This window comes from Actinomadura nitritigenes, assembly GCF_017573545.1.
Lineage (GTDB): Bacteria > Actinomycetota > Actinomycetes > Streptosporangiales > Streptosporangiaceae > Spirillospora > Spirillospora nitritigenes.
This window is the reverse complement of the sequence record NZ_JAGEOK010000001.1, coordinates 179,187-204,540: the sequence shown is the minus strand read 5'-3', so window position 1 is coordinate 204,540 and position 25,354 is coordinate 179,187. Positions and strand designations below refer to the sequence as shown.

Here is a 25,354-nt window from a genome sequence, read left to right as displayed (position 1 = left end):
GTCAGGGCCGGATCATCGGCATCACGATGTCGTCGACCAGCGCGACGACGAACGCGTCGGTGACCTCGGACGACTCGGTGAGGGTGTGGTACACGATCACGGCGGGGCCGACGTTGGCGGCCTGCCGGGTCACCGCCCCGGGCCGGACCTGGCCGCGCTCGGCGCCGTCCGCGAGCGCCCGGTACAGCGCCTCCTTGATCGGGCCGGTCAGCCGCGACTGGACGACGTCGTGCAGCAGCCCCTCGCCGTGCACGTCGGAGGCCTCCTCCTTGAGCACGCGGATCGGCGCGCCGTGGCAGACGTGGATCGTGTCGCGGAACGTCCGGCACAGGCGCAGCACGTCCTCGCGCACGTCCCCGGTCGAGGCCTCGGCGGGCGGTTCGGGCAGGAAGTGCTTGAGGGCGTCGCTGATGAGCTCGTCCTTGGACGACCAGCGCCGGTAGAGCGCGGCCTTGCCGGTGCGGGCGGCGGACGCGACGCCCTCCATGGTCAGTTTCCGGTAGCCGACCGCTTCGAGCTGCGTGAATACCGCGTCGAAGATCGCCGCTTCGAGCGCGTCGCCGCGCCTGCGGGTGGCCGGGGTCACCGCACGCTCCAGGAAATAGTGAACGCGAACGTTCTCTTTCGTGCCGATCGGTGGTACGTTCCCCACATAGTGTACTTCGCCGTTCCCTAATTTCTCGTTCCGGAGGTTCGCCGTGCCCGCCGCACCGCACGGGCGGACGGCCGCGCCGGAGGAGCCCACCGCTCCGCCGGCCGCCCGTCCCCGCGTCCATCATCGTCCAGGCGTCGTCCTCGCCGTCATCGTGGGCTGCCAGCTCATGATCGGCCTCGACACCTCCGTCGTCACCATCGCGCTCCCCGACGTCCGGGCGGCCCTCGGGCTGTCGACCGGGGGGCTCGCCTGGGTCCAGAACTCCTACATGCTCGCATTCGGCGGCCTGCTGCTGCTCGGCGGGCGCGCCGGGGACGTGTTCGGCCGCCGCCGCGCCTTCACCGCCGGCATCGCGCTGTTCACCGCCGCGTCCCTGCTCGGCGGGTTCGCGAACGCGGGGTGGTGGCTGCTGGCCGCGCGCGCCGCGCAGGGCGTCGCCGCCGCGGTCGCAGCGCCCAGCGCGATGGCGCTGATCGCCACCAACTTCGAGGGGCAGGCCCGCGTCCGCGCCCTCAGCGTCTTCTCCGCCGTCGCCGGGGCGGGCGCCGCCGCCGGCATGCTCGTCGGCGGCGTGCTCACCGAGGCGTCGTCCTGGCGGCTGGTGTTCTTCGTCAACGTGCCGGTCGGCGTCGTGCTGGCGCTGCTCGCCCCGCGCGTGCTCACCGAGACGCCCCGCCGCCCCGGACGCTTCGACGCGGCCGGCGCCGTCCTGGCCACCGCCGGCATGACCGCGCTGGTCTACGCCCTGATCCGGGTGGGCTCGGACGGCTGGGGCGACGGGCGGGCGCTCGCCGCGTTCGGCGCCGCCGCCGTCCTGCTCGCCGGGTTCGTCGCCGTCGAGCACCGCGCCGCCCAGCCGCTCATGCCGCTGTGGCTGCTCACCGGGCGCGACCGCGCCGCGTCCTACCTGTGCCAGCTGCTGCTGGTCGGGGCGAACTTCGGCGCGTTCTTCTTCTGCACCCTGTACCTCCAGCAGGTCCTCGGCTACGGGCCGCTCAAGGCCGGCGCCGCGTTCCTGCCGTTCGTCGGGCTCCAGTTCGCGACGGTCCGCGCCGCGCCGCGCCTGCTGCAGCGGTTCGGCGCCCGCGCCCTGGTCGTCGCCGGGATGGCGTGCGCGCTGGCCGGGCTGCTGTGGCTGACGCGGCTGTCGCCCGGCGACGGGTACGCCGCCGGGGTGCTCGGCCCGTTCATGCTGATGGGCGCGGGCGGCGGCCTGTCGATCATGCCGCTGAACGCGACGATCCTCGGCAGCGTCGGCCCCGCCGACTCCGGCGCCGCGTCCGGCGTCGCGCAGACGATGCTGTGGTCGGGCGGCTCGCTCGGGTCGGCCGTGATGGTGACGGTGTTCGGGTCGGGGCACGCCGACACGGCCGCGCTCCTGCACGACATGGACGCCGCGTTCACGACCGGCGCGGGGTTCGCCGCCGCCGCGCTGCTGGTCGCGGTGGCCGTGCTCCGCGTCGAGCGGTAGGCGGGCGGGCGGGGCGCCGCCTCCGGCGACCCGCCCGCCGCCCCGCTCAGCCCTGCGGGCTCCGGCTCTCGGCCAGCCGGCCGCCGATGCTGCCGGCGGCGTAGTCCAGGTGCTTCTCCAGCGCGACCAGCGCCCCGTCCTCCGGGTAGGAGTCGAACCGCACGTCGTCCGCCAGCGACCGCATGATCATCAGGCCGCGGCCGGTCTCGGCGCCCGCGTCGGGCTCGGGGACCCGTGCGGCGTCGAACCCCCGGCCCGAGTCGATCACCTTGATCACGCAGCGCTCGTCGTGGATCACGGCGCGCACCGTGTAGTCGTCACCGCGCCGCGCGTGCTTGATGACGTTCGTGCAGGCCTCGGTCAGCATCACCTCGATGTCGTCCCGGATGTTCTCGGCCACCCCGAGGGCCTGCAGCGACGCGTCGAGGATCTTGCGCGTCGCGGGGACGCTCGCCGTCTCCCGGGGGAGCAGGAGGTCCAGGCTGATGTCCATGTCGCGTCTCCGTCGTCTCCGGCGTCCGTCCCTTTGATGGGTGCCCTGGGCCCCGCGCTCAAACCCCCGTCTCAGCCGGACCCGGCCTCACCGGTCCCACCGGCCCCCGCCGTCACGCCCGTCCCGTCCGGCCAGGCGCCGCGTCCCACGACGTCGAGGACGAGCGCGCCGATGTTCCACGCGTCGTCGGCGCCGCAGTGGTGCCGGCCCTCCAGCGGCAGCCCCGCGTGCCGCAGCGCCCCCGCCATGCCCAGCCGGCGCGGCAGGCCGTGCGCGGCGGAGTAGGCGGCCTTGGCGTTGGTGTGCCGCCGCCCGAACGGGTACCGGACGCCCCCGGCGCACTGCCGCTCGAACTGCTTGCGGTCGTAGTCGCCCCAGCTCGCCCAGGCCCGGAAACGGGACAGGTGCTCGCGCTCCAGCAGCGCGCACGCCTCGGCGAAGGAGATCCCGCCGTCCACCTCCTCCTGGGTCAGCCCCGTCAGCTCGGTGCAGAACGCGCCGACCGCCGACCGCTCCGGCCGCACCAGGACGCGGTGCTTCGCGACGCGCCGGCGCTCCTCCAGGTCGACGACGCACAGCCCGATCTCGATGATCTCGTTCACCTGCCCGGGCGCCTTGCGCTCCCAGCACGTCGCCTCGACGTCGACGACGTTCAGGTACCGTCCGAACCGCTCGTCCATGGACCGGGACCGTACCGGCGCCCGGGCGGGCGCCACGACCGGTTTTTCAGGGGGTGTCGGCGGGGCGCGGCGCGTAGTCGTCCACGTACTCCTGCCCCGACAGGTGCTGGATCGCGTCCATGATCTCGTCGGTGACGACCCGGGCGACCTTCCCGCGCGGCATCCCGGCGTCGCGCCCCGCGAACCGCATCGGCTCGCCGATCCGCACCTCGATGCGGCCCGGCTTCGGGACGACCTGACCGCGCGGCTGGATCCGGTCGGTGCCCTTGATGGCCACCGGCACGACCGGCGCGCCGGTGCGCATCGCCAGCCGCGCCACCCCGGTCCGGCCCCGGTAGAGCCGCCCGTCCGGCGACCGGGTCCCCTCGGGGTGGATCGCGAAGACGTCGCCGCGCTCCAGCACGGACGCGCAGGTGTCGAGCGCGTCGAGCGCGGCCCGCCCGCCCGACCGGTCCACCGCGATCGCGCCGACGCCGCGGAAGAACGTCGCGGTCGCCTGGCCCTTCACGCCGGTCCCGGTGAAGTACTCGTGCTTGCCCAGGAAGTGGACCCGGCGGGGCACGATCAGCGGCAGCACGAACGAGTCGATGAACGCCAGGTGGTTGGCCGCCAGGATCACCGGCCCCGTCCGCGGGACGTTCCGCAGGCCGCTCACCCGCGGAAGGAAGGCCACCCGCATCGCGGGTCCGAGAACGACGTACTTCATCAGGGGATAGACAACGCGTTCGGGGTCCATGTCCGAGAACGCTATGGCGCCCGCCCCCGCCCCGGCGGTGGTGGGCCGTTACAAGTTCGACCCTTGGAAGTTTGTAGGTCTCCGCACTGGACCCACTTTAAGTGTGTCCAATTGAATTGGGGACAACCAATTGAAGGGACCGGCATGGACACCCACTACACCGCCGTCGCCACCGCCAACGGGCGGGACGGGCGCGCCGTCAGCTCCGACGGGCGCCTCGACCTCGCCCTCGCCCCGCCCCGCGAGATGGGCGGCAGCGGTGACGGCACCAACCCCGAGCAGCTGTTCGCCGCCGGCTACGCCGCCTGCTTCGCCAGCGCCCTCGCCGCCGTCGCCCGCGGCTCCCGCCAGGACGTCCGCGACGTCTCCGTCACCGCCGAGGTCGGCATCGGCGGCAGCGTCGAGAAGGGCTTCGGCCTCAGCGTCGTCCTGCGCGTCGAGCTCCCCGACGGCCTGGAGAACGGCCGCGAGCTGGTCGAGCGCGCCCACCAGGTCTGCCCCTACTCCAACGCCACCCGCGGCAACATCCCCGTCGAGCTCGTCATCGAGTGACCGCCGGCTCGCGGCGGGTCGCCCCCGCGGCACGGCTCACGAGGGCGACACGCCGCCCGGGTCAGGAGCTCGCCGCCGCCGCGGCCCGCTGCGAGCGGATCACCTTGCGCACCGCCGGAGCCGCCGGACCCGACCGCGCCGTCAACTCCGCTATCCGCCGCCTGTGCCGCCGCCGCTCCGGCCCCGGCAGCACCGACTTCAGCTCGCCCGCCGCCGCCAGCGCCACCGCGGCGGCGTCATAGCTGTTCACATGCGCCACCGGCCGTCCCCGCAGCGCCGACGACGCCCCGCCCCACAGCTGCTTCACCACCCGCGGGTCCCGGACGGTGACCTCCTCGGCCGGGAACAGGCCCAGCACCCGGCGCCCCCGCACCCGGATCCAGCCGCCCCGCTCCAGCTCGTCGCGCACCGTCCGGACCGCGGTCCGGGCCTCCCGGCGCACCCAGTGGTGCCAGGGCCGCGGCTTCGACGCCGAGATCTGCGCCACCAGCCCGTACGGGTCCGCGCCGGGCGTGCCCGGCACCGGCCGGCCCCGCAGCTCCTCCAGCCGCCCGTCCAGGAACAGCTCGGTCAGCGCCGCGCCCCGCAGCACGTACCCGAGCCGCGCGCCCCGCGCCGTCATCCGCTGCTTGCGCAGGTCGTAGGCCAGCAGGTACATCCTCGCCGGCAGCGTCTCCGGAACCTCGACCATCCCCTACCCCTCGCCTTCACCCGGCCGCGAGCCCCGCTCGCCCGGTGCCCCCTGCCCGTCCGGTGCGCCCTGCCCGTCCGGTGCGCCCTGCCCGTCCGGTGCGCCCTGCCCGTCCGGTGCGCCCTGCCCGTCCGGTGCCCCGTGCTCGCCGGGCGCCTTGCGCGGCCGGCCCGGCCCCCGCATCCGCCCCGCCGACCCCGGCATCCGCCCGGCGTCGGCCAGCGCCTGCCGCAGCAGGAACTCGATCTGCGCGTTCGTGCTGCGCAGCTCGTCCCCGGCCCACCGCGCCAGCGCGTCGTGCACGGCCGGGTCGAGCCGCAGCAGGATCTTCTTGCGCTCGGTCGCCACTGCCCGCGGTCACTGGTAGAGCGTGCCGGTGTTCACCACCGGCTGCGCGTCCCGGTCGGCGCACAGCACGACCAGCAGGTTGCTGACCATCGCCGCCTTGCGCTCCTCGTCCAGGTCCACCACGTCCTCCTCGTCCAGCCGGTCCAGCGCCCGCTGCACCATCCCGACCGCCCCGTCCACGATCCGCTCCCGCGCCGCGACGACCGCGCCCGCCTGCTGCCGGCGCAGCATCGCCTGCGCGATCTCCGGCGCGTACGCCAGCCGGGTGATCCGCGACTCCACGATCTCCACGCCCGCCGAGGCGACCCGCTGCCGCAGCTCCTCCGACAGCTGCCCCGTGATCTCGTCGGCATTGTCGCGCAGCGACGTCCGCTCCGCCGCGTCGTACGGGAAGCTGCCCGCGATGTGCCGGACGGCCGCCTCGGTCTGGAACGCCACGAACTCCACGAAGTCGTCCACCTCGAATACCGCCCGCGCGGTGTCGTGCACCTGCCAGACGACCACCGCCGAGATCTCGATCGGGTTGCCGTCCAGGTCGTTGACCTTCGCCAGGCCGGTCTCGTGGTTGCGGATCCGGGTCGACACCTTCCGCCGCTCCGTCAGCGGGTTCACCCACCGCAGCCCGTCCTCGCGGACCGTCCCCTTGTACCGTCCGAGCAGCTGCAGCACCCGCGCCTCGCCCGGCGCGACGGGCGTCAGCCCGAGCGCGAGCACCAGCCCGGCGATGATCAGCACGATCCCGGCCGCGACCCCGGCGACCGACGCCGCGCCCGTCCCGTTGACCCCGGCCACGAGCGCCGCGATCCCCGCCAGCACGATCACCGCGGCCAGCCCCAGCATCGGCCACCCGCCGCGGTCCCGCGCCGCCCGCTCCTCGATCCGCGGCCGCGGCATCTCCACCCTCGCCCCAGCGTCCACCACGCCGGCCACCTCCTCCTTGAGTATCACCAACATAGCAAAGTGATATCACTTTTTTCAAACGAGGAGGCCCGGCCCCTGGAGCGGGACCGGGCCATACCTGCCGACGGGGGTTAGCGGGGGGTTTGGGCGGGGGTCGGGGTGGGGGGCTCGGCGGGGGTGTCGTCGGGGATGACCTTGGGGACGGAGCGGAGGGTGACCAGGGCGAAGACGCCGACCAGGGCGGCGAGGCCCGTGCTGCAGAGCAGGGCGCCGTGCATGCCGTCCACGAAGGCGTCGCGGGCGGCGCCGAGGAGCGGGCCGGCGACCCTGGCGGGCAGGGCGGACGCTGCCTCGAACGCGCCGGCGAGGGAGTCGCGGGCCGCCGACGCGGCCGGGGCGGGGACGTTCGCCGGAAGGTGCAGGGAGTCGCGGTAGACGGCGTTCAGGACGCTGCCGAGGATCGCCATGCCGAGGGCGCCGCCCAGCTCGGTGGCCGTCTCGGAGATCGCTGACGCGGCGCCGGAGCGGTCCTTCGGGACCGACGCGAGGACGGTGTCGGCGGTCGTGGTCAGGGCCATGCCCATCCCGCTGCCGGACATCAGCATCCCCGCGAGCATCACCCAGTAGGTGCTGTCGAGGCCGACGGTGACGAAGAGGGAGAACCCGCCGGCGGCGACCAGCATGCCGATCGCGACGACCCGGGCGCGGCCCAGGGCGTTGATCAGCGGCGGGGCGAGGGCGGCGCCGCCGACCATGGCGCCCGCGGCGCCCGGCAGCCCGGCGAGGCCGGCCTTCAGCGGCGACCAGCCGAGCGCCAGCTGGAAGAACAGCGAGAAGATCAGCGACTGGGCGACCAGGGCGAACATCGCGAACATGTTGGTGCCGACGGAGCCGGAGAACGCGGCGCGGCGGAACAGCCGGACGTCGATCAGCGGCTCGGCGGTCCGGGTCTGCCGGATCCAGAACGCGGCCAGCGCGACGGCGCCGATCACGGCGGCGACGGCCACCCGGGGCTCGTCCACGCCGTGCGCCGCCGCCTCCTTGACCGCGTACACCAGGCCGAGGACGCCGGCGATGGACAGCGGCACGCTCACCAGGTCCAGCCGCCCGGTCACGGCGGAGCGCGTCTCGGGCAGCACGAAGGCGCCGGCGAGGAACGCCGCGGCCATGATCGGCACGTTGATCAGGAAGACCGAGCCCCACCAGAAGTGGTCCAGCAGCGCGCCGCCGATGACCGGCCCGAGGCCCACCGCGAGGCCGCCGATCCCGCTGAAGATCCCGATCGCCATCGTCCGCTCCTTCGGGTCGCTGAAGACCCGTCGGATCAGCGACAGCCCCGACGGCATCAGGGTCGCGCCGGCGACGCCGAGCAGCGCCCGCGCGGCGATCAGCAGCTCGGCGCTCGGCGCGTACGCGGTCACGGTGGACGCGACGGCGAACAGCGCGGTGCCCGCCAGCAGCAGCTTCTTGTGCCCGATCCGGTCGCCGATTCCGCCCATGGTGATCAGCAGTCCGGCGAGCGCGAACCCGTAGGCGTCGGCGATCCACAGGATCTGCGTCGCCGTCGGGTGCAGGTCGGCGCTCAGGTGCGGGACGGCCTGGTTGAGCGCGGTCAGGTCGATGTTCGGCACGATGGCGAGCAGGCAGCAGATCGCGAACGTGCCCCATTTGCGGGCTGAGGAGTACATGTCCGGAAGGTTCGCGGGGCGCGCTGACGGGGCGCGCACCGTCCGCTGACCGTCCCGTGCGCGGCCGTGCGCGCGACCGTCAGCGGTGGCCGGCCGGATCCGTGGGCGGTGTCGCCGGCCGCACCTCAGAGGCGGGTCGGTCGGCGGTGAGCTGCCGCCAGGAGCCGGGCGACGGGAGGCCGGCGCCGACGTCGAGGATCGCGAGGGCCTCCTCGCGGGTGAGGGCGGCGCCCTCGGCGTAGGCGGCGTCGTAGCGGGCGCCGCCGAGCGCGGCCCTGGCGGCCGCCTCGACCCGGTCGGCGTCGGCGTCCCCGGGGACCTGCGGTCCGCGCAGCCGCGCCGCGACACCCGCCAGCCGCGCCGCGCGCTCGGCGTCGCCCTCGGCGAGCGCGGCGCCGCCGAGCCCGACCGCGGCACCGGCCTGGTAGGTGAAGATCGGGTGGTCGGACGAGATGGTCAGCGCCTCCCGGAACAGCTCGCGCGCCCGCGCGGCGTCGCCTTCGGCGGCCGCGACCCAGCCGAGCCCGACGAGGGCCGTCCCGCGCGCCGCGCGCGCGATGAACCGCTCGGAGGCGTACTGGGTCAGCGCCGTCTCGTACAGCCGCCGCGCCTCGGCGAGGTCGCCGCGCGTCCGCGCGATCCCCGCGAGCCCGTTGTACCCGCCGGCGACCTTGTCGGGGGCGCCCGCCCGGCGCGCCAGCTCGATGCCGCGCTCCAGCTCGGCGGACGCCCCGTCCGGGTCGCCGGCGTGGACGAGAACCTCAGCGCGCCGGTACAGCAGGTCGGCGGTGTCCTCCAGCGCGCCGAGCTGCCCGGTCAGTTCCAGCGCCTCGTCCAGCAGCTCAAGCGCCCGCTCCCGGTCGCCGCGCCAGTCGGCGATCTGGGCGAGCGGGTCGAGGGAGTTCGCGGTGCCCCACCGGTCGCCGCACTCCCGGAACATCGCGACCGCCGCGGTGCACGCCTCCTCGGCGCGGTCGACCTCGCCGCTGAACTGGCGCAGGAACCCGTCGCTCATGTGGATCAGCGCCTGCGCCCACGGGTCCTGGCCGACGTGCACCGCGAACACCGCGAACTGCGTCCGGCTCGGCCCCGCCGTGAGCGCGTACTGCACGATCGTGGACGGGTAGGTCAGCACCCGGTCGATGCCGTGCAGCAGCGTCTCGGCGCGGTCCAGCCAGGTCTGCGCGCGGCCGCCCGTCGCGCCCGCCGACACCGCGTTCATCACGCACAGGACGTACTCCTCCTCGCACCCCTCCGGCGGGTCGAGGCCCACGACGTCCAGCAGCTCGGACGAGATCGACGCGCCCTCGATCCGCCCGCGCAGCCACCAGTACCACGACAGCGCCGCGACCAGCCGCAGCGCGAGCACGGTGTCGAGCCGGACGCTGCGGCGCAGCGCCGCGTGCAGGTTGCCGTGGTCGGCGGCCAGCAGCCCGAGCCATTCCAGCTGCTCGGCGCCCCGCAGGTGCGGTTCCGCGCGCCGCGCCAGGTCGAGGAAGTACGCGGCGTGCGCCCGCTGGAACCGCTCGTCCTCGCCCGCCTCCGCGAGCCGCTCGGCGCAGAACGCCCGGACGGTGTCGAGCATCCGGTACCGGGTCCCGTCGCTCTGCAGCAGCGACTTGTCGGCGAGCTCGACGAGCAGCTCGTCGACGTCGTCCAGGTCGCAGACCACCGACGCGGCCTCCAGCGTCAGCCCGCCGGAGAACACCGTCAGCCGCCGCGCGAGCGTCTGCTCCTCCTCGTCCAGCAGCTCCCAGCTCCACTCGACGACGGCGCGCAGCGTCTGGTGCCGGGGCGCCGCCGTCCGGTTGCCGCGCGACAGCAGCCGGAACCGGTCGTCCAGCCGGTTCGCGACCTGCTCGACCGGCAGCGACCGCAGCCGCGCCGCCGCCAGCTCGATCGCCAGCGGCAGCCCGTCGAGGGCCCCGCAGATCCGCAGCACCGCGTCCACGTTGGCGTCGTCGACCGCGAAGTCGGGACGGGCCGCCGCTGCCCGGTCGGCGAACAGCCGCACCGCCGGGTACCGGGTGACCTCCGCGGCGGGCGTGCCCTCGGGCGGCAGCGCCAGCGGCGGCAGCGGCCACAGCGCCTCCCCGGTGATCGCCAGCGCCTCCCGGCTGGTGGCCAGCACGCGCAGCAGCGGGCAGGCGCTCAGCAGCCGGTGCGCCAGCGGCGCGACGGTCGCGACGACGTGCTCGCAGTTGTCCAGGACGAGCAGCATCCGCCGCCCGCTCAGCGCCGTGACCAGCCGCTCCGCCGCGTCCGCCGGGCGCTCGCCGGGGCCCGCCATCATCCCGGCCTCGCGCAGCCCGAGCGCTCCGAGCACCGCCCTGCTCACCTCGGTCCGGTCGACGGGCGCCAGGTCGACGAAGCAGACCTCGCCGTCCTCGCGCGCCGCCGCCTCGACCGCCAGCCGCGTCTTGCCCGCCCCGCCCGGACCGAGCAGCGTCACGAGCCGGCCCCCGGCCAGCATCGTCCCCACCCGCCGGACCTCGTCGTCGCGGCCGACGAAGCTGGTGAGCTGCGCGGGCAGGTTCAGCCGGACGTTCTCCGCCGCCTGCGCCGCCGCGGGCCCCTCGAGGTCGCCGCGGAGGATCGCCATGTGCACGTCCGCCAGCTCCGGCGAAGGGTCGGCGCCCAGCTCGTCCGCGAGGACGCGCCGGCCGTCCTCGAACGCCTCCAGCGCCTCCGCCTGCCGCCCGGCCCCGTACAGCGCCCGCATCAGCAGCGCCCGCGCGCGCTCTCGCAGCGGCCGCGCGTCCAGCAGGTCGCGCAGCTCCGGGATCACGGCGTCGAACTCGCCGAGCGCCAGCCGCGCCTCCGCGTGGTCCTCGGCGACCGCCGCCCGCGCCTCCTCCAGCCGCGCCGCCTGCGCCTCCGCGAACGGCGCCGACCGCACGTCCGCCAGGGCCGGGCCGCGCCACAGCTCCAGCGCCTCCCGCAGCAGCGCGGCCGCCCGCACGTGGTCTCCCGTCCCGAGCGCCCGCCGGCCGTCTTGGGCCAGCGCTTCGAACCGGTGCGCGTCGACGGCGTCCCGGTCGGCGAGCAGCCGGTACCCGGCGGGATGCCCCTCGACCAGCGCGGCGTCGCCCAGCCCGCGCCGCAGCCGCGACACCTGCGACTGCAGCGCGTTGGCCGCCCCCGCCGGCGGATCCTCCCCGTAGAGCCCGTCGATGAGCCGCTCGCTCGTCACGAGGCGCCCCGCGTCCAGGGCCAGCATCGCCAGCAGCGCCCGCACCCGCGGGCCCCCCACCGGCACGGTCTCCGCCCCGCCGCCACGGACCTCGACCGGCCCCAGAATGCCGAACAGCATGGCCCCGATTCTGGCGTATCCCCTCAAGTACCGTGGTCGTCCATGACCGAGATCCAGATCGTCCGCGAGTTCCTCTCCGCCCTCGAGGCCCTCGACGTCGACCGGGCCCTCGCCCTCGCCGCCCCGGGCATGGTCTACCAGAACGTCCCGCTGCCGCCCGCCCGCGGGCTCCCCGCCGTCGAGAAGACGCTGCGCGCCATGACCCGCTACGGCACCGGCTTCGAGGCCCGCGTGCACAACATCGCCGCGAACGGCCCCGTCGTCCTCACCGAGCGAACCGACGTCCTCGAAGCGGGCGCGTGGCGCGCCGAGTTCTGGGTCTGCGGCACCTTCGAGGTCCACGACGGCCTCATCACCCTGTGGCGCGACTACTTCGACTGGACGACGTTCCTCGCCGCCTCCGCCAAGGGCCTCGGCGGCGTCCTCCGCTCCGCCCTCTCTCCCCGCCCCCGAACCCGCACCAGCTAGCTGCGGCTGCGCAGGCGCCGCGAACGCGGCGCCCGCAACTGACAGCCCCGCTGGGAAGGGACGAACCCGGACGGGCGCTAGGAGTCCGCGAGCCACGCCAGCAGGCGGCCCCGCGACCAGCAACGGCCGATGGCCTCGGCGTCCAGGGTCGACTGCCCGAGCACCGCCAGGCCGACGATGCTGTGGCCGGACGCTCGGCGATCGCCGAGCGTCGGTATCGCGGGGGCGACCCCGACCCCCTCCGCGGACACCCATGCCACCGCCCGTCCGGCCGCGGCGTCACCGAGGCGCTGCAGGAAGCGCAGGCGGCTCTCCAGGGCGAGGTTCGACAGCGCCCACGCCGTGATGACGACGGGCAGGGCGTTCGCCGGCACATGGGCGAAGGCGTCGGGCAGCACCTCGACGACGTCGCCTTGCAGCAGCAGCGGTGGGGCCGCTGCCGCCAGCGCCATCTCCGCTTCGAGCTTCGCGGACCGTTCCGGCTGATCCGGCGGGAGGCAGGCCCGCAGCCATCGAGCGTCGTCCGCGTCGGTCACGTCGAGCGGATCGGGGTCGATGCCGACGCGGGCGACGACCTCCGGGATCGCTCGCTCGGGCACGGGACGGTCCCCGACGATCGAAGCCGACAGCCGCACGGGAGACGACGGGTCGCCCAGCGACTGCCCGTTGCCGTAGGCGATGCCGACGCGATCGACGGTGAGATCGAGCCCGGCGGAACAGCCCGCATCGATCAGTCCGACCGCGTTCGCGCCCACTCGGCGCGCCGCCTCGGCGACGGCCGGATACAGCACGGCGCCGTGTCCGGCCTCGTCGGTCCTCGTCCGCCGGCGCGCGGCGATGGCCACGACCGAGTCGGTCATTCCCACCAGCGTTTCGATCGCCGCTTCCGCGGCGGCGTCGCCGTCCGCAGCGGCGTAAGCGGCGGCGAGTGCCGGAGCCCGTCCAGCGAGGGCGAGGTCGTGCAGCGCGGCCAGGATCACTGCAGGATGCCGCTTGCGCGCCGGCGCCGCCTCAATGGCGCGCAACGCCTCGCCGGACTCGCTCAGGGCGATGGCGACGCGTCGATAGAGCGGCGATGTCCTTGCGGCGTCACCCTCGCCGAAGCCCCGGAACACCTGGGCGAGCGTGCGAGCCCTACCCACGGCGGCGACGCTTCCTGCGATCCTGTCTCGGCATTCCGACGATCCTAGCCATTGCCCCGAATTGCATGAAGCGGCCGTGCCGCAGGGCACGCCCGCCTCGCGGGTCGGGGAGTTGCCTGGTGAACGATAGTCGTTAGCTGTTGAACTACGTATGAGCGGTGTGGCACGCTGCCCTGTACCGGGGACCTCTTCCTGTGAGGAGTCGGACGTGACCGCAGCGGTCGAGGGCGTCGAGGCGTGGCATGGGCTCTACGATGCGCTCGCCGAGGAGCACGACTACGAGATCGGTGAGATCGACGGGCGGCTTCCGGACGGTCTGGTCGGGACGCTCTACCGGAACGGTCCGGGGCGCTGGCAGGTCGGCGAGACCCTGCTCGACCACATTTTCGACGGCGACGGAATGCTGTCGCTGTTCGCATTTCCGGGCGACGGCAGGATCCATTACCGAAATCGGTACGTAAGGACGCGGCATTACCGCCACGGGCAGCGGAAAGGGCGGGCAGGGCTGCGGGGGCTCGGTACCCAGCGGCCGGGCGGGGTGCTCGGCAACATGCTCCGGCCACCGGCGAACGTCGCCAACACCGGCGTGGTCCTGCACGGCGGCCAACTGCTCGCGCTGTGGGAGGGCGGACGGCCCTACCGGCTCGACCCGGACAGCCTGGAGACGATCGGCGAGCACTCGTTCGACGGACGGCTGAAACTGATGTCGGCCTTCTCCGCGCATCCGTCGCGCTGCCCGGTGACGGGCGAGCTGTTCAACTTCGGAATGGACTTCACGCGGTTGCGGAGCCTGCGCTGCTACCGGGTCGATCCGAACGGCACGCTGCACCACATGCCGCGGATATCGTTGCCCTACAGTCCGTGGAACCATGACTTCGCGCTCACCCGCCGTTATCTGGTGTTCGTCATCAACCCCGTGATTCCGAAGGCGGCGCCGATCCTGCTGGGAACCGGATCGATAGCGGACGCCCTGACCTATGAGCCGCACCGTCCGACGTGCTTCGCGATCGTTCCCCGCGACGGCGGAAAAGCGCGGATCATCGAGCACGAGGCCCTGCTCGGCTTCCATTTCGTCAACGCCTTCGAGGACGGGGACGACGTGGTCGTGGAGTTCGTGCGCTTCGCCGACTGGGGTCAGGTGGCCACGAGGTTCCGCGATTTCCGCACCAGCGACTTCCCGTGGGGCGACGCGCTGATGCGCTATCGCGTCTCCCTGTCCGGAAGCATCGAAGAGCAAGAGGTATGCACGGGGCCCATGGAACTGCCGCACGCCGACGTCCGGCAGGCGGGCCAGCCGCACCGCCACACCTATTTCGCCGGCCGGACGGAGACCAGTACCGGCATTCACGCCTACGACCACGTCACCGGCCGCCGGACGACCCACGAACTGCCGCCCGGGCACGGTTTCGGCGAGCCGGTGTTCGTGCCCCGCGCGCCCGGCGCGGACGAAGGCGACGGCTGGCTCCTGACCCTCGCCTACGACCCGGACGAGCACCGCTCGCGGCTGCTCGTCCTCGATGCCCGGGACGTCGAGGCCGAGCCGCTCGCCGTCGCCCACCTGCGCCACCACGTCCCGATGGGCTTCCACGGCTCCTTCACCCCCCGCGTCGCGAACCCGCAGGGTTGAATGTCGCCTCCCCCTAGGGCATTGGACAGGGCCATTTCCGAAAAGCCTTGTCCCGATTATTGATGCTCTACCACTATGTCCGTCTCCGGCCACTCCATCGGCCGTATAACGCTTCTCATGATCCCGGGTAAAGCCGGTTGTGCTCGGTGCGTCACGCGTAGTTCACTGAGCGTCCGCCCGCCCACACCGTTCCTGGGAGTGCAGATGCCGGCTGACGAGGGGGTCGTGCGGACGCTGCGGGGCTATTTCACCCACACGCCGGGGCAGCGCGTCCGCATGCAGAACGCGACGCGCTACCTGTGCTGCGCCGCCTACCGGGACGAGGCGCTGTCCAAGGACATCATCAAGGAGTTCCTGTACGACCAGCACCGCGCCGTCGTCCCGTCCTACGGGTTCGACCTGCGGCCGGTGCTGGCGCACTGCCTGCACGCCCGGGAGATGCGGCTGGTCAGGGACACGATGATCACTGCCGCGATCGTGGTCGGGCTGGTGCTGTCGTGGCAGGTCACCCTGCTGGTGCTGGGGACGCTGACGCTGCTCGCCGTCGCCCTGGCCGTGCTGCCGAAACGCGCCGGACGGTTCCAGACCGCCGTCACCATCGCGCTTCCCGTCGCCGGCGGCCCGCTGCTGCTGTTCATCGGCACGACGATGCTGAAGGCGATGAGCGCGGCGGGCATCGAGGTGAGCGGCGACGGGTTCGCCGAGCCCGTCCGCCACGACCACTGGTTCATCGGCGGCCTGGGACTGTTCGCACTGCTCCTCGGGATCTCCTTCGTGCACCGGCTTGCGGTGGTCTGGCTGCTGCGGTCGCTGGGACCGGACGCCCCCGTCGCCGTGCCGAGGGTGCGCTCGCACGCCCGGAGCGACCGCATCGACCGGGTCGGCGCCGCCCAGTACGGGAACGTCACGCTGTACTCGCGGCAGAACCCGTTCGTCGGCTCGGGGAAGGTCGACGACAAGCGCACCCGCGTCTGGTCCCTGGTCATCGAGCTGGACCGGGCCCGTCCGGCCCGGGCGGACCGTCCGGCCCTCGCCGTCGACCCCGTCGACATGCGCGCCGCCATCGAGCGGAGGCTGACCTCGATGCGCGACGACCTGCCGCCCAACGAGTCCGTCGACCTGCTGGTCAACGACCACGTCGTCGCCGAGGGCGAGTGCGTGCAGGGCCGCCGCCCGTTCGGCCCGGCGCACCCCGGCGTGCGGTACGAGGGGCACCCGCTGATCGATCCGAGGACGTGGCGGCCGTTCTCGAAGGCGTCGCAGGCGGCGGTCGAGGTCCTCGTCCGCAATCCGCAGGCGGACCTGCGCTGCTACCAGCGGATCACCCTGGAGGCGCACGCCGCCTCCGTGACGGACGACGGGCGGCGGCACGTCGTGCCCGCCAGGGACGAGGGCGTGCAGATCACCGGCTTCCTCTACCTCGCGGTGCAGGGCCGCATGCTCTACGCGCAGTTCGTCTGCAACGCGCTGCCGCCGATCCGCAAGGAGTTCAAACTGGTGGACGTGCTGCCGTCGTTCACCCCGGCGGAGGTCGTCCTGGAGGCGCTCCGGCAGGGCGGCGCCGCCGCCGTCGGCGAGGCGATCGCGGGCCCGTTCCGGCTGGTCGCGGCGGTGCCGTGGGCCGAGATCTTCCAGCAGGGCGCGGAGCGGCACCGGCGGAGGTTCTTCGCCTTCGACTACGGCGCCCGCATGTCCGTCCGAGAACGCGCCGCGGAACCGGCCTTCACGACCTTCCTCCAGGAGCTGGACGTCAACAAGCACACCCGGCTGATCGAGCGCCGCGTCATGGGCGCCCTCCTCGACCATCTCCAGCACGACCGCAACATCGACGTCTCCGACTACCGCACCGAGACGGCGTCGATCATCAGCAACTCGCTCATCATGAACGGCGGCACGGTGAACGGCCAGCTCGGGTTCGCGCCCGGCGGCGACGTCCGCCAGGAGGCCGCGGGCTGACCAGGGGAGAGGGCATGTCCGACAACATGTACATCGGCGACGGCGCGCAGATCAGCGGCCAGGTCGCGATGGGACGCAACGTGTCGCAGGTGCAGCGCACGTCCGAACCGTCCGCCGACGCGGACCTCTTCGACCGCGTCGCCGCGCTGATCGACGAACACGAGGCCGCGTTGCCCGACGCCCGCCGGGCCCGCCGTGACCTGGCGGACGCACGGGAGGAGGCGGAGGCCGAGGACGGCGACATCGAACGCCGGGACAACGCGCTCGCCCGCCTCGCCGCGCGCGTGGCGCCGGTCGCCGCCCTCGCCGAAGCCGTCCACCGCCTCATGACCGCCCTCTGAGCCCGAACGGACCGCGAGGGAGCCCGGGGTGGGGGAAACGCCCCGCCCCACGTCGCATTCTCCGCCTGCCGGGCTCCCGCCCACGGCGGCTGGCCTCCGCCCTGTCCGCCTGCATTGCGCCTTCGCCATTCCCTGAACGACCGCACCTGCCAAGTGATCGGAACCTTCGCCATGAGCCGGGCGGCTACCAGCTGCCGCCCCCGCCTCCGCCGCCACCACCGCCCACGTAACCGCCGCCTCCGCCGCCGTACGAGGGAGGCGAGTACGTGGTCGAACCGGAATATCCGTCGTACGAGCCCGAGGAGGAGCGGCCGGAAGGATAGGACCAGTAACCCTTGGACGACCGCGTCGGGACATCGCTGGGAGCCGTGAAGAGCCAGCCGAGCGCGGTGAACCGCTCGCTCGCCTCCGCCTCGTCCCCGCTGTAGGTGTACCAGTCGAGCCGGTCGGCGTTCGCGGTACCGAACTGCTCCACGGCCGACCAGGATCGGAGCGCCACCGCGTAGGGCAGATGGCGTTCACCATCGGGCAGTTCGAGCTGCCGGGCCGGCGCGTATTCCTTCAAGAGTCTCCGGAGACGCGTGCCGGCGAAGGTGAGGTTGCCGACCCGGTCCTGGACGAGAAGCGCGACCGTTGCGGCGATGAGGAGCGCGACGCCCACTGCCGTGAGATCGCCAACGGAGAACAGCCTGATGTTGAAATTCCCCCACAGGTCCACGACGACCAGAAGGGCGCCGGCCAGTAAGCCGGAGAACCCCAGCGTGCGCAGCACCAATTCGCAGTTGTACGGGTCGAACCTGCGGACCAGCCGGCGGTCGCGCACGAGGTCGTAGATCATGTCGGAGAGCCGCAGAGACGCGACCTCATTCCGCCGCGCCTTACTGACCCGCACTTTCCTTCTGGATCCGAACAGCTTTTCCAGAAGCGCTTGCTCATACGAGCGCAGCGGTGCCTCGACGGGGCGCCGGGTCAACGTCACCTTCTCACCGTCGTCATGGATGTGGAGATGGCCCCGGACCGCGAGATCGATGAGGATCGCCTCGCGTTCGCTCGACCTTCGCAAGGGGAGGAGGTACCGGAGCTCTGCCGGCCCCACCAACGCGAGCAGGTCCGGAACGGGGCGCGGACGCCGCCGCCATCGGACCCACGCCCAGACGGCGGCCAGGAGCGCGCACACCACGCCGACCACCGCGTGCCCCACCCATGTCACCGCGTACCGGGGCCGTGCGTAGTGCGGTGGCGGCACATGCGCAGCGCCCTTCGGCAGGCCGATCTTCACCGTGATGCCCTCGTGCGCGCCGAGCCTCTGTCCGAACGACGCGCTGTCGCCCGCCACGGCCCGGCCGCCGCACGAGCCGTGGGTTCCCTCATGCCCTGCGAAGCAATCCGCGTACGTCGGCGCCGCCGGGGTGCCCACACGCACTGACGCCGTGTCGATCGGCACGCTCCAGCCGGTACCGATCGCGTCCCAGTACAACTCGTCGTGGTCCTTATGCGGGGTCAGCGCGTGCGCCACGTCGAAGTCGATGGCGTAGGTCTTCACCCCCCTGACGTTGACGTTCTCGTCACCGATCCGGATCTTCAGCTTGCTCGTCCCGTGGTCGATCTGCGTCCTGGCGTGCTTACCGCCCACCGTCACCCGGACGCGGTCGATGTCGTAGAGGCGTCTGCCGTCGCGATAGGGGATCACCCGCTCGATCCCGTGCCTGTCCCGCGCGCCACCGAAGTCGTAGACGATCACCTCGTGGACGTGCAGGAGCCCATCGGCGCGAACCGTGAGGTCGGCCCGGTAATCGCGGATGTGCTCCGTGGCCGCGTGCGCAGGCCAGGCCATGGCGACGATCAGGAGGATGGCACCGAGCACACTCCACCGCACGATCCGCATAACGGATACGACGCTACGAAACGCCCATCCGTTCAGCCTTGGGGGGCTAGATGCGCTATCGGAGGTTGGAGCCGATCGAGCGCGAGGCGGTGGAGTCCGCATTGAGGGAAATCCAGACATGCCGGTCGACGGCATCCTCCGCGCCCTGCGGGAGCGGCTGGCGGACGCTGAAATAGCGCCCTACGTCGAAGACGCCCTCTCCGAGGTCGAGGCGGCCCACCGTAGACGCGTCAGCGATCCGCGCGCTGAACTCGTCGACCGCGTGCGGGAGATCCTCCCGCCGCGACCAATGCCGAGGTGCTGCGGGATCCGGGTTGGAGTCGCGTTGTCGACGCCGCCCAAAGCGCACTCGCGGAACTCGCCCGCCCGTCATGAACGCCGCGGCGCGGCGCCGGCATATGGGCGGACGCCGTCACGAGGAGAACAGCGAAGTAACGAGGGGGCGGAGCCGGACCGACATCTCCGCTGGAACCTCACCGGGGCCGCACCAGCGCGCCTCGAGGATCTCTGCCGGATCGAGTTCAAGCCGCCCGCCGGTGACGCGGGCCTCGTAGTACGTCTCCACCCGGTGCCGGAAACCGCTGGCGACGCGGAGCGGAGTCCCCTCCACCTCGACCTCCAGAGAGGTCTCCTCGCGTATCTCGCGAGCCACGCCGTCCTCCAGCCGCTCGCCCGCGTTGACGTACCCGCCCGGCAGCCCCCAGGCGCGGTACTCGGGCCAGAGCCGGTGCCTCAGCAGCAGGATCCGCCCCTGCTCGTCCCGGACGACCCCGGCCGCATAGACCAGGAACGTGTCATGCCTGAGCCGCGCCAACCGCCACTGCACCCGCCCACCCAACCTCCTCCAGGCGCGGGCGAGCAACCGGTGCGCCGCACGCTGCGGCCGGTCGGTGAGGCGTGCGACCGGCGGGGCGCTCGTTTTCACGGAATCGTGGCTCGATCCTGACCGTCGTCCACGGCCGCTGTGTCTGCAAAGAGTTAATCAAGGGCAATATTAGTACCGCGGTGAGCGGAAGTCTTGAACCTGTATTCCCCGTGGATCACGTTCCCGCGCGTGCGGAACCCGAACACTCACCGTCTAGGCGTGCGAGTCCGAGGGCAGGCCCCGATACCGTGTGCGCGCCCCGCCGCCTGCTGTGACGGTGAGTGCGACGGACCCGCGACGACGCACGCTTCCAGTGAGGTGGGCGATACCACCCGCCAATTCCAGTCTTCCCGCGTGTCCCCGATGCGCAACGCTGGCGGTGGGCGTTCCGCAGTGTGCCCGAGCGGGCCGCGGCCGCCCGCCGCTTCACCATGACGCGCCTGTCCGGCTGCCCCTCTGAAGCGACCGACGAAGCCGATCGCGGTCAGGGCCTCCGAGCCGTGTCGCCTCTAGCCGCGAGTTGGGGCCTCGTGGAGTTGAGCACGCCGCCTTGCCTTACGAAACCACATCGGTTCTCGGCCGTGGCGTATGACCGCGGCACGGTGTGCCGGCGCTTCACCGCAGTGGAACTCCAATCGCGGGGGAGGGGATCAGTTTCCTGAGGAACTCCTGGGTCTCCGCGTCCACCGCGTACAGGACGATCCCGTGGAGGCCGCGGGTGAGAAGCACCTTGTAGATGTTGCGGACGAGTTGGTCGAACTTGTCGTCAGTGAGGGTTCTGGGCGACACCTTGCCGAGTGCGGGGTCCTGGTTGCCGGACCGTTCGGTGACGAGCCTGCCATTCCTCGCCACGAGATCGGGGCCGATGATGACGCCTGCCCAGTCGAACTCCAGGCCCTGAGCCGTGTAGATGCAGCCGATCTGGCCGAAGCCGCCCTTTGCGGTGCCCCACAATTGTTTGGGAGGCGCTTCCCCGACGCGGGCCGTCGATTTTGCGTTCCACGGGCGTGCCCAGTCCCCGATGCGGACGTCGGGACGAGGGTCTTGTCGCTCTGCGCCTCGCTCCACGGCCAGCAGAAACCGGCGGTCATACGCGCCGACCAACCCTCCGCCATTCTCGCTCGGAGGAAGTCCTCCATTTTCATGGGGGAGTCCGCCAGGTGGACGGCGAAGTTCGGGTCGCCGGTCCAGGGCTCGGGGAGTTCGTCCTTGTCCCACTCGCCTTCCTCGTCTCCGAGCCCGAGGAGCCCGCGGACCCAGAGGTCGTACTCGTCGCTTCCGCCGCAGCGCCACTGCCCGCTCAGGGCGACGTGCTGGAACGGGACCGAGAGCCCCTGGGCGATCGACTTGATCGCGGTCAGGGTCCCGAGCTCCTCGGGGGCGACGGTCTGGTTCTCGTCCAGGAGGAAGACGGGGACGCGCGCGGCCTTGATCATCGATTCGATCTGCGGCCTGTCGCTCCGCTTCCGCGGGTCGTAGCGGCTGAAGGACCTGCTGCGCGACCGGTGCGCCTCGTCGACGATCAGCACGTCGATGTCGTTCTGTTCCGCCTGCGCGTAGTCGAGGGTGAAGGTGAAGAGCTTCGCCTGGTCGCGCCCCTTGGCGACGTGGGCCCGGAGCGTGTGGGTGAAGGCGCTCGATCCCGTTGCGTGCCGTACCCGGCGGCCCTGGCGGATCAGCGTCGCGAGCAGTTCCAGGGCGATGGCGCTCTTGCCGCTTCCGGGGCCGCCCGAGATGACGACGACCCGCTTGGAGTTCGCGCGGAAGGCCGCGTCGACGGCGTGCAGGACGGTCCGGTAGGCGTCGATCTGACGGTCGAGGAGGGTGAAGCCGGTGCGGCCTTTCAGCGCCTCGCGTGCCTGTTCGAGCAGGTGGCGGCGGGGTTCGATGCGGCTGGTGAGGAGGCGGTCGGCGGCCTTCGCTCCCGACGCGGCCTCGAAGCGGCCTCGGAGGAAGCGGATGAGGTCGCCGCGGTCCGACTGGGTGAAGATGCCGATCTTCATCTCGTCGGCGAGCCCGATCAGCTTGTCGGCCTCGTGTCCGGGCATGTTGTGGAAGTAGACGATTCCGCGGACCGAGTCCGGGTGGTCCTTGACCGCCGAGCAGAAGTCGGCGATCTGGTCGCAATAACCACGCACCTGCAGGGCGGGGTGCTCCTGCGGCTTGTATTTGGGGTCCCACACGACCCGCTTCTCGTTGTTCTCGAAGAAGTCGACCCGGTTCCACTGCTTGAGTTCGACGACCATGAAGAGGTCGCCGCCGGTGTATCTGTCGACGCCGGCCAGGACGACGTCGGCCTGGGAACTGGGCTTGTGCGGCATGGGGTATTCGACCAGCATCTCGAGCTGGCCGAGCCCGGCGTCGACGACGTCTCCGGCCAGAGCACTCAGGCTGTTGCGCCACGCACGTTTCTGCGCCGGGGTGGCCTTGCGCCCGATCCCCCTGAGGAGGGCCGTCGCGAGGTGGTCGTCGAACGCCTTGTCGGCTGCCGATTCCGGGTTGTTGAGAGCCGTGAACAGGGTGTCGGCGGATGAACGGAATGCCGGTTCCAGCGGTGACGTCACAAGTCGATTCTACGTTTTCCGTGCGTTCGGAGGGGCGGTTCGGTTCAGGAGAGCGGCGGCGCTTTCCGGGCCGACCCCCGATAGGCGGCCGCGTCGTAGCGGGCCTCGTTCTCTTCCATCTTGTCGAGGGCGGCCTTGACCAGGTCGACGCCCAGGGCGTCCGCCATCTGGATCGTGTAGAGGAAGACGTCGGCGAGTTCGGAGCGCACTCGTGCTCCCGCGTTCTGGTCGTCCATGACCCGCGAAGACTCCTCGGGGGTCAGCCACTGGAGTTCGGCCAGCAGCTCCCCGGCCTCTCCCGCCAGTGCCATCGCCAGGTTCTTGGGTGTGTGGAACCGGCCCCATTCGCGTTCCGCCGCGAACGCGCGGAGGCGCGCCGCCAGGTGGTCGATGCTCGTCACCCGGGTCAGCGTACGGCGGTCGACTCGTATCCGGTGGCGTCGCCTCGGCGTCGCCGCCCGCCGGGTCTGTGCGCTGGGTGGCCGGTGCGGACTCGCCCGTCCGTCGCGAGAGTCGCCGGACCGTGGCGTCGCAATGAACGGTTCCAGATTTGAGAAGTGTGGGTTCGGTGCGACAGGCGGGGGCCGTGGTGTTCGGTCGCCCAAGTGGTCGATTTATGGGTGTATCGAGGATTTCAATGGCGAATGGTGACAAAAAAAGTTGATCAGTTTGCGGGCTTGGGGGAATGGCGGGGTGGGTAGGTTCGGGAAGACTCGATTCGGTACGTTTCCCCGGAGTGCAGATGCGCCTCTCCCGCCCCTGTATGGCCGTTTTCGGTGCGGCGGCCTTCGCCGCCGGCATGATCAGCTGGTCCGGGTCCGCTTCGGCGGCCGGGACGAACTACGTCGCCCTCGGCGATTCCTACTCGTCCGGCACGGGGGCGGGGAACTACGACCCCGCGAGCGGGTCGTGCAACCGCAGCAAGAACGCCTACGCGGAGCTGTGGGCCGCGGCCCACACGACGAGCTCGTTCAAGTTCGCCGCGTGCTCGGGGGCGACGACCGCGACGGTGGCGTCGGGGCAGCTCGGCGCGCTGAGCTCGTCGACGACGCTGGTCAGCCTGACCGTCGGCGGGAACGACGCCGGGTTCACCGGCGTGATGGAGACGTGCGTGCTGCATTCGGCGTCGACGTGCCAGAGCGCGGTGGCGTCGGCGGAGAGCTTCATGAAGAGCACGCTGCCGGGCAGGCTCGACTCGCTGTACGGCAAGATCCGGGCGAAGGCGCCGGGCGCGCGGGTGGTGGTGCTCGGGTACCCGCACCTCTACAAGATCGTGAACGTGTGCGTGGGGCTCAGCAACACCAAGCGGACGGCGCTGAACGGCGCGGCGGACGTGCTCGACGGCGTCGTGAAGGCGGCGGCCGGGCGGGCCGGGTTCACCTGGTCGGACGTCCGCGACGAGTTCGCCGGGCACGAGCTGTGCTCCGGGGACGACTGGCTGCACGCGGTGACGATCCCGATCGACTCCAGCTACCACCCGACCGCCAAGGGGCACCGGCTGGGGTACCTGCCGGCCCTGACCGGGTCGGCGAAGGCGTCGCTGCAGAACCAGACGTAGCGCGCGGCCCCGGTGAGGCGGCGGCGCCGCCTCACCGGGGAGTGGCTCAGGCGCGGGCGAGGACCGAGGTCCTCACCTGGGACAGGCAGAGCGCGCCCGCCATGAGCAGGGCGCTCACCCAGACGGGGGCGCGGTAGCCGAGGCCCCCGCCGATCGCGAGGCCGCCGAGCCACGGGCCGATCGTCGCGCCGACGTTGAACGCGGCGGTGGTGAGGCCGCCCGCGAGCGTCGGCGCGTCCGCGGCCAGGTGCAGGACGCGGGCGATCAGCGCGGGTCCGGTGCCGAACGCGAGCATGCCCTGGACGAACACCAGCGGCACGACGGCGGCGGGCGAGCCCGCGGTGAGGGCGAGGACCGTCCAGCCGGCGGCGAGGGCGGTCATGCCGGCCGCGACGAGGGCGCCCGGGTGGGCGTCGGCGACGCGGCCGCCGATCGTGACGCCCGCGAAGGAGCCGAGCCCGAACAGCGCGAGCAGCGCGGGCACCCAGTCGGCGCCGAGGCCGGTGACGTGCGTCGCGAGCGGCGCGAGATAGGTGAAGGTGCAGAACGTCGCGCCCTGGAACAGCGCGTTCGTCGCGAGCGTGACCAGGAGCGGACGCGACGACAGGACGCGCAGCTCGCCGGCCGCGCTCGTGGCGGGGGAGCGGTCGTCCGGGATCGTCCGGGCGATGGCGGCGAGAGCGGGCAGCGAGACGAGGGCCACCGCCCAGAACGCCGCGCGCCAGCCGAAGCGGTCGCCGAGCAGCGCGCCGGCGGGGACGCCCGCGACGCAGGCGACGGTGACGCCGCCGACCACGACGGACGTGGCGCGGGCCCGCGCGTCCGGCGGGACGAGCGCGACGGCGGCGGCGAGCGCCACCGCCCAGAACCCGGCGTTGGCGAGCGCGGCGGCGACGCGGGTGGCGAGCAGGACGGCGTAGCTCGTGGTGACCGCGCCGAGCACGTGCGCGGCGACGAAGGCGGACAGGAAGGCGAGCAGGGCGCGGCGGCGCGGCCAGCGGCGGGCGAGCAGCGACATGGCGGGCGCGCCCACCGCCATGCCGATGGCGAAGGCGGAGGTGAGCAGCCCGGCGGCGGGCACGGACACGTGCAGTCCGGCGGCGATGCCGGGCAGCAGGCCCGACAGCATGAACTCGGAGGTGCCCTGGGCGAACACGGCGAGCCCGAGGACGTAGACGGCGAGAGGCAAGGCGAAACTCCCGAGACGGCGAACAGGGGTGCGCTGTACCGGTGGGGGCGGTGCCGCGGACGGCCGTCAGGGACGGCGGCGGCGTGAGGAAGGAGCCCTCGTGGCGACGCGATCGCGTCGGAGGGCGGCCCGCACCGCGGCGCGGCGGCCGTCACGGCCGGGCGCGCCGGGGGTCAGCGTCTGTTCGCCTCCGGGCTGGACATGATCGCGAGGGTACCAGCGCGGTCCCGCG

General features: G+C 72.6%; 21 protein-coding genes and 1 pseudogene. 7 read left to right on the top strand and 15 right to left on the bottom strand.

Annotated elements, in window-relative coordinates:
* Position 1: 1 nt before the first annotated feature.
* Positions 2–586: a TetR/AcrR family transcriptional regulator gene (locus J4557_RS00800; RefSeq protein ID WP_208264344.1), complete on the bottom strand. Its 585-nt coding sequence runs from the start codon at positions 584–586 to the stop codon at positions 2–4.
* 112 nt (positions 587–698) lie between these two features.
* Between J4557_RS00800 and J4557_RS00795 the strand changes: the two genes are divergently transcribed.
* Positions 699–2,126: an MFS transporter gene (locus J4557_RS00795; protein WP_307799243.1), complete on the top strand. Its 1,428-nt coding sequence runs from the start codon at positions 699–701 to the stop codon at positions 2,124–2,126.
* A gap of 46 nt (positions 2,127–2,172) precedes the next feature.
* On the opposite strand, the gene J4557_RS00790 is transcribed toward J4557_RS00795, so the two are convergent.
* The 3 genes from J4557_RS00790 to J4557_RS00780 all read right to left on the bottom strand — a co-directional run bounded on the left by J4557_RS00790 (position 2,173) and on the right by J4557_RS00780 (position 4,005).
* Positions 2,173–2,619: an ATP-binding protein gene (locus J4557_RS00790; RefSeq protein WP_208264343.1), complete on the bottom strand. Its 447-nt coding sequence runs from the start codon at positions 2,617–2,619 to the stop codon at positions 2,173–2,175.
* 71 nt (positions 2,620–2,690) lie between these two features.
* On the bottom strand, positions 2,691–3,299 hold the full coding sequence (locus J4557_RS00785) for a 3'-5' exonuclease (RefSeq protein ID WP_208264342.1): 609 nt from the start codon (positions 3,297–3,299) through the stop codon (positions 2,691–2,693).
* Positions 3,300–3,345: 46 nt separating this feature from the next.
* Positions 3,346–4,005 (bottom strand): lysophospholipid acyltransferase family protein, encoded by a 660-nt coding sequence (locus tag J4557_RS00780; protein ID WP_243775078.1) that lies wholly within the window; start codon positions 4,003–4,005, stop codon positions 3,346–3,348.
* A gap of 174 nt (positions 4,006–4,179) precedes the next feature.
* Between J4557_RS00780 and J4557_RS00775 the strand changes: the two genes are divergently transcribed.
* The gene (locus J4557_RS00775; protein WP_208264340.1) at positions 4,180–4,587 is read left to right on the top strand and encodes an organic hydroperoxide resistance protein; all 408 of its coding nucleotides are present in this window, start codon (positions 4,180–4,182) and stop codon (positions 4,585–4,587) included.
* A gap of 61 nt (positions 4,588–4,648) precedes the next feature.
* Here J4557_RS00775 and J4557_RS00770 read toward each other — a convergent pair whose 3' ends face one another.
* The 5 genes from J4557_RS00770 to J4557_RS00750 form a co-directional block, all read right to left on the bottom strand.
* On the bottom strand, positions 4,649–5,278 hold the full coding sequence (locus J4557_RS00770; RefSeq protein ID WP_208264339.1) for a GOLPH3/VPS74 family protein: 630 nt from the start codon (positions 5,276–5,278) through the stop codon (positions 4,649–4,651).
* A 3-nt stretch (positions 5,279–5,281) separates the two neighbouring features.
* Entirely contained in the window at positions 5,282–5,626 is a 345-nt protein-coding gene (locus J4557_RS49115; protein ID WP_307799241.1) for a type II toxin-antitoxin system antitoxin, read from the bottom strand.
* A 9-nt stretch (positions 5,627–5,635) separates the two neighbouring features.
* Positions 5,636–6,580 (bottom strand): SPFH domain-containing protein, encoded by a 945-nt coding sequence (locus J4557_RS00760; RefSeq protein ID WP_243775077.1) that lies wholly within the window; start codon positions 6,578–6,580, stop codon positions 5,636–5,638.
* A 77-nt stretch (positions 6,581–6,657) separates the two neighbouring features.
* Positions 6,658–8,253, bottom strand: coding sequence for an MFS transporter (locus tag J4557_RS00755; protein WP_307799240.1), 1,596 nt, complete (start codon positions 8,251–8,253; stop codon positions 6,658–6,660).
* 40 nt (positions 8,254–8,293) lie between these two features.
* Entirely contained in the window at positions 8,294–11,527 is a 3,234-nt protein-coding gene (locus J4557_RS00750; protein WP_208264337.1) for an AfsR/SARP family transcriptional regulator, read from the bottom strand.
* 42 nt (positions 11,528–11,569) lie between these two features.
* Here J4557_RS00750 and J4557_RS00745 point away from each other — a divergent pair, with 42 nt between their 5' ends.
* Positions 11,570–11,995, top strand: a complete 426-nt coding sequence (locus tag J4557_RS00745; protein ID WP_208264336.1) for a limonene-1,2-epoxide hydrolase family protein — start codon at positions 11,570–11,572, stop codon at positions 11,993–11,995.
* Between the two features lie 77 nt (positions 11,996–12,072).
* On the opposite strand, the gene J4557_RS00740 is transcribed toward J4557_RS00745, so the two are convergent.
* The gene (locus J4557_RS00740) at positions 12,073–13,110 is read right to left on the bottom strand and encodes a DUF2332 domain-containing protein (protein WP_208264335.1); all 1,038 of its coding nucleotides are present in this window, start codon (positions 13,108–13,110) and stop codon (positions 12,073–12,075) included.
* Between the two features lie 235 nt (positions 13,111–13,345).
* Here J4557_RS00740 and J4557_RS00735 point away from each other — a divergent pair, with 235 nt between their 5' ends.
* From J4557_RS00735 to J4557_RS00725, 3 genes are all read left to right on the top strand, one after another.
* Positions 13,346–14,764: a carotenoid oxygenase family protein gene (locus J4557_RS00735; protein WP_208264334.1), complete on the top strand. Its 1,419-nt coding sequence runs from the start codon at positions 13,346–13,348 to the stop codon at positions 14,762–14,764.
* 204 nt (positions 14,765–14,968) lie between these two features.
* Positions 14,969–16,720, top strand: a complete 1,752-nt coding sequence (locus J4557_RS00730; protein WP_208264333.1) for an AbeC-like domain-containing protein — start codon at positions 14,969–14,971, stop codon at positions 16,718–16,720.
* Between the two features lie 14 nt (positions 16,721–16,734).
* Positions 16,735–17,061, top strand: coding sequence for a hypothetical protein (locus J4557_RS00725; RefSeq protein WP_208264332.1), 327 nt, complete (start codon positions 16,735–16,737; stop codon positions 17,059–17,061).
* A gap of 184 nt (positions 17,062–17,245) precedes the next feature.
* Here the strand turns inward: J4557_RS00725 and J4557_RS00720 are convergent, their stop codons facing one another.
* From J4557_RS00720 to J4557_RS00705, 4 genes and pseudogenes are all read right to left on the bottom strand, one after another.
* Complete coding sequence (locus tag J4557_RS00720) at positions 17,246–18,946, bottom strand: DUF2207 domain-containing protein (RefSeq protein WP_208264331.1); 1,701 nt, start codon at positions 18,944–18,946, stop codon at positions 17,246–17,248.
* 412 nt (positions 18,947–19,358) lie between these two features.
* Positions 19,359–19,772: an NUDIX hydrolase gene (locus J4557_RS00715; protein WP_307799239.1), complete on the bottom strand. Its 414-nt coding sequence runs from the start codon at positions 19,770–19,772 to the stop codon at positions 19,359–19,361.
* A gap of 654 nt (positions 19,773–20,426) precedes the next feature.
* Positions 20,427–21,814, bottom strand: a pseudogene (locus J4557_RS00710) (DNA/RNA helicase domain-containing protein).
* Between the two features lie 605 nt (positions 21,815–22,419).
* Positions 22,420–22,776, bottom strand: coding sequence for a nucleotide pyrophosphohydrolase (locus J4557_RS00705; protein ID WP_208264329.1), 357 nt, complete (start codon positions 22,774–22,776; stop codon positions 22,420–22,422).
* Positions 22,777–23,138: 362 nt separating this feature from the next.
* On the opposite strand from J4557_RS00705, the gene J4557_RS00700 reads away from it, so the two are divergent.
* Positions 23,139–23,933: an SGNH/GDSL hydrolase family protein gene (locus J4557_RS00700; protein WP_243775075.1), complete on the top strand. Its 795-nt coding sequence runs from the start codon at positions 23,139–23,141 to the stop codon at positions 23,931–23,933.
* A 46-nt stretch (positions 23,934–23,979) separates the two neighbouring features.
* On the opposite strand, the gene J4557_RS00695 is transcribed toward J4557_RS00700, so the two are convergent.
* On the bottom strand, positions 23,980–25,122 hold the full coding sequence (locus J4557_RS00695) for a Cmx/CmrA family chloramphenicol efflux MFS transporter (protein ID WP_208264328.1): 1,143 nt from the start codon (positions 25,120–25,122) through the stop codon (positions 23,980–23,982).
* Between the last annotated feature and the right edge of the window lie 232 nt (positions 25,123–25,354).

Coding starts and splice junctions, on each gene's coding strand:
- J4557_RS00780 (WP_243775078.1), bottom strand. CDS start 4,005: ATGAAGTACGTCGTTCTCGGACCCGCGATGCGGGTGGCCTTCCTTCCG.
- J4557_RS00750 (WP_208264337.1), bottom strand. CDS start 11,527: ATGCTGTTCGGCATTCTGGGGCCGGTCGAGGTCCGTGGCGGCGGGGCG.
- J4557_RS00725 (WP_208264332.1), top strand. CDS start 16,735: ATGTCCGACAACATGTACATCGGCGACGGCGCGCAGATCAGCGGCCAG.
- J4557_RS00790 (WP_208264343.1), bottom strand. CDS start 2,619: ATGGACATCAGCCTGGACCTCCTGCTCCCCCGGGAGACGGCGAGCGTC.
- J4557_RS00785 (WP_208264342.1), bottom strand. CDS start 3,299: ATGGACGAGCGGTTCGGACGGTACCTGAACGTCGTCGACGTCGAGGCG.
- J4557_RS00730 (WP_208264333.1), top strand. CDS start 14,969: ATGCCGGCTGACGAGGGGGTCGTGCGGACGCTGCGGGGCTATTTCACC.
- J4557_RS00700 (WP_243775075.1), top strand. CDS start 23,139: ATGGCCGTTTTCGGTGCGGCGGCCTTCGCCGCCGGCATGATCAGCTGG.
- J4557_RS00775 (WP_208264340.1), top strand. CDS start 4,180: ATGGACACCCACTACACCGCCGTCGCCACCGCCAACGGGCGGGACGGG.
- J4557_RS00760 (WP_243775077.1), bottom strand. CDS start 6,580: ATGTTGGTGATACTCAAGGAGGAGGTGGCCGGCGTGGTGGACGCTGGG.
- J4557_RS00745 (WP_208264336.1), top strand. CDS start 11,570: ATGACCGAGATCCAGATCGTCCGCGAGTTCCTCTCCGCCCTCGAGGCC.
- J4557_RS00720 (WP_208264331.1), bottom strand. CDS start 18,946: ATGCGGATCGTGCGGTGGAGTGTGCTCGGTGCCATCCTCCTGATCGTC.
- J4557_RS00770 (WP_208264339.1), bottom strand. CDS start 5,278: ATGGTCGAGGTTCCGGAGACGCTGCCGGCGAGGATGTACCTGCTGGCC.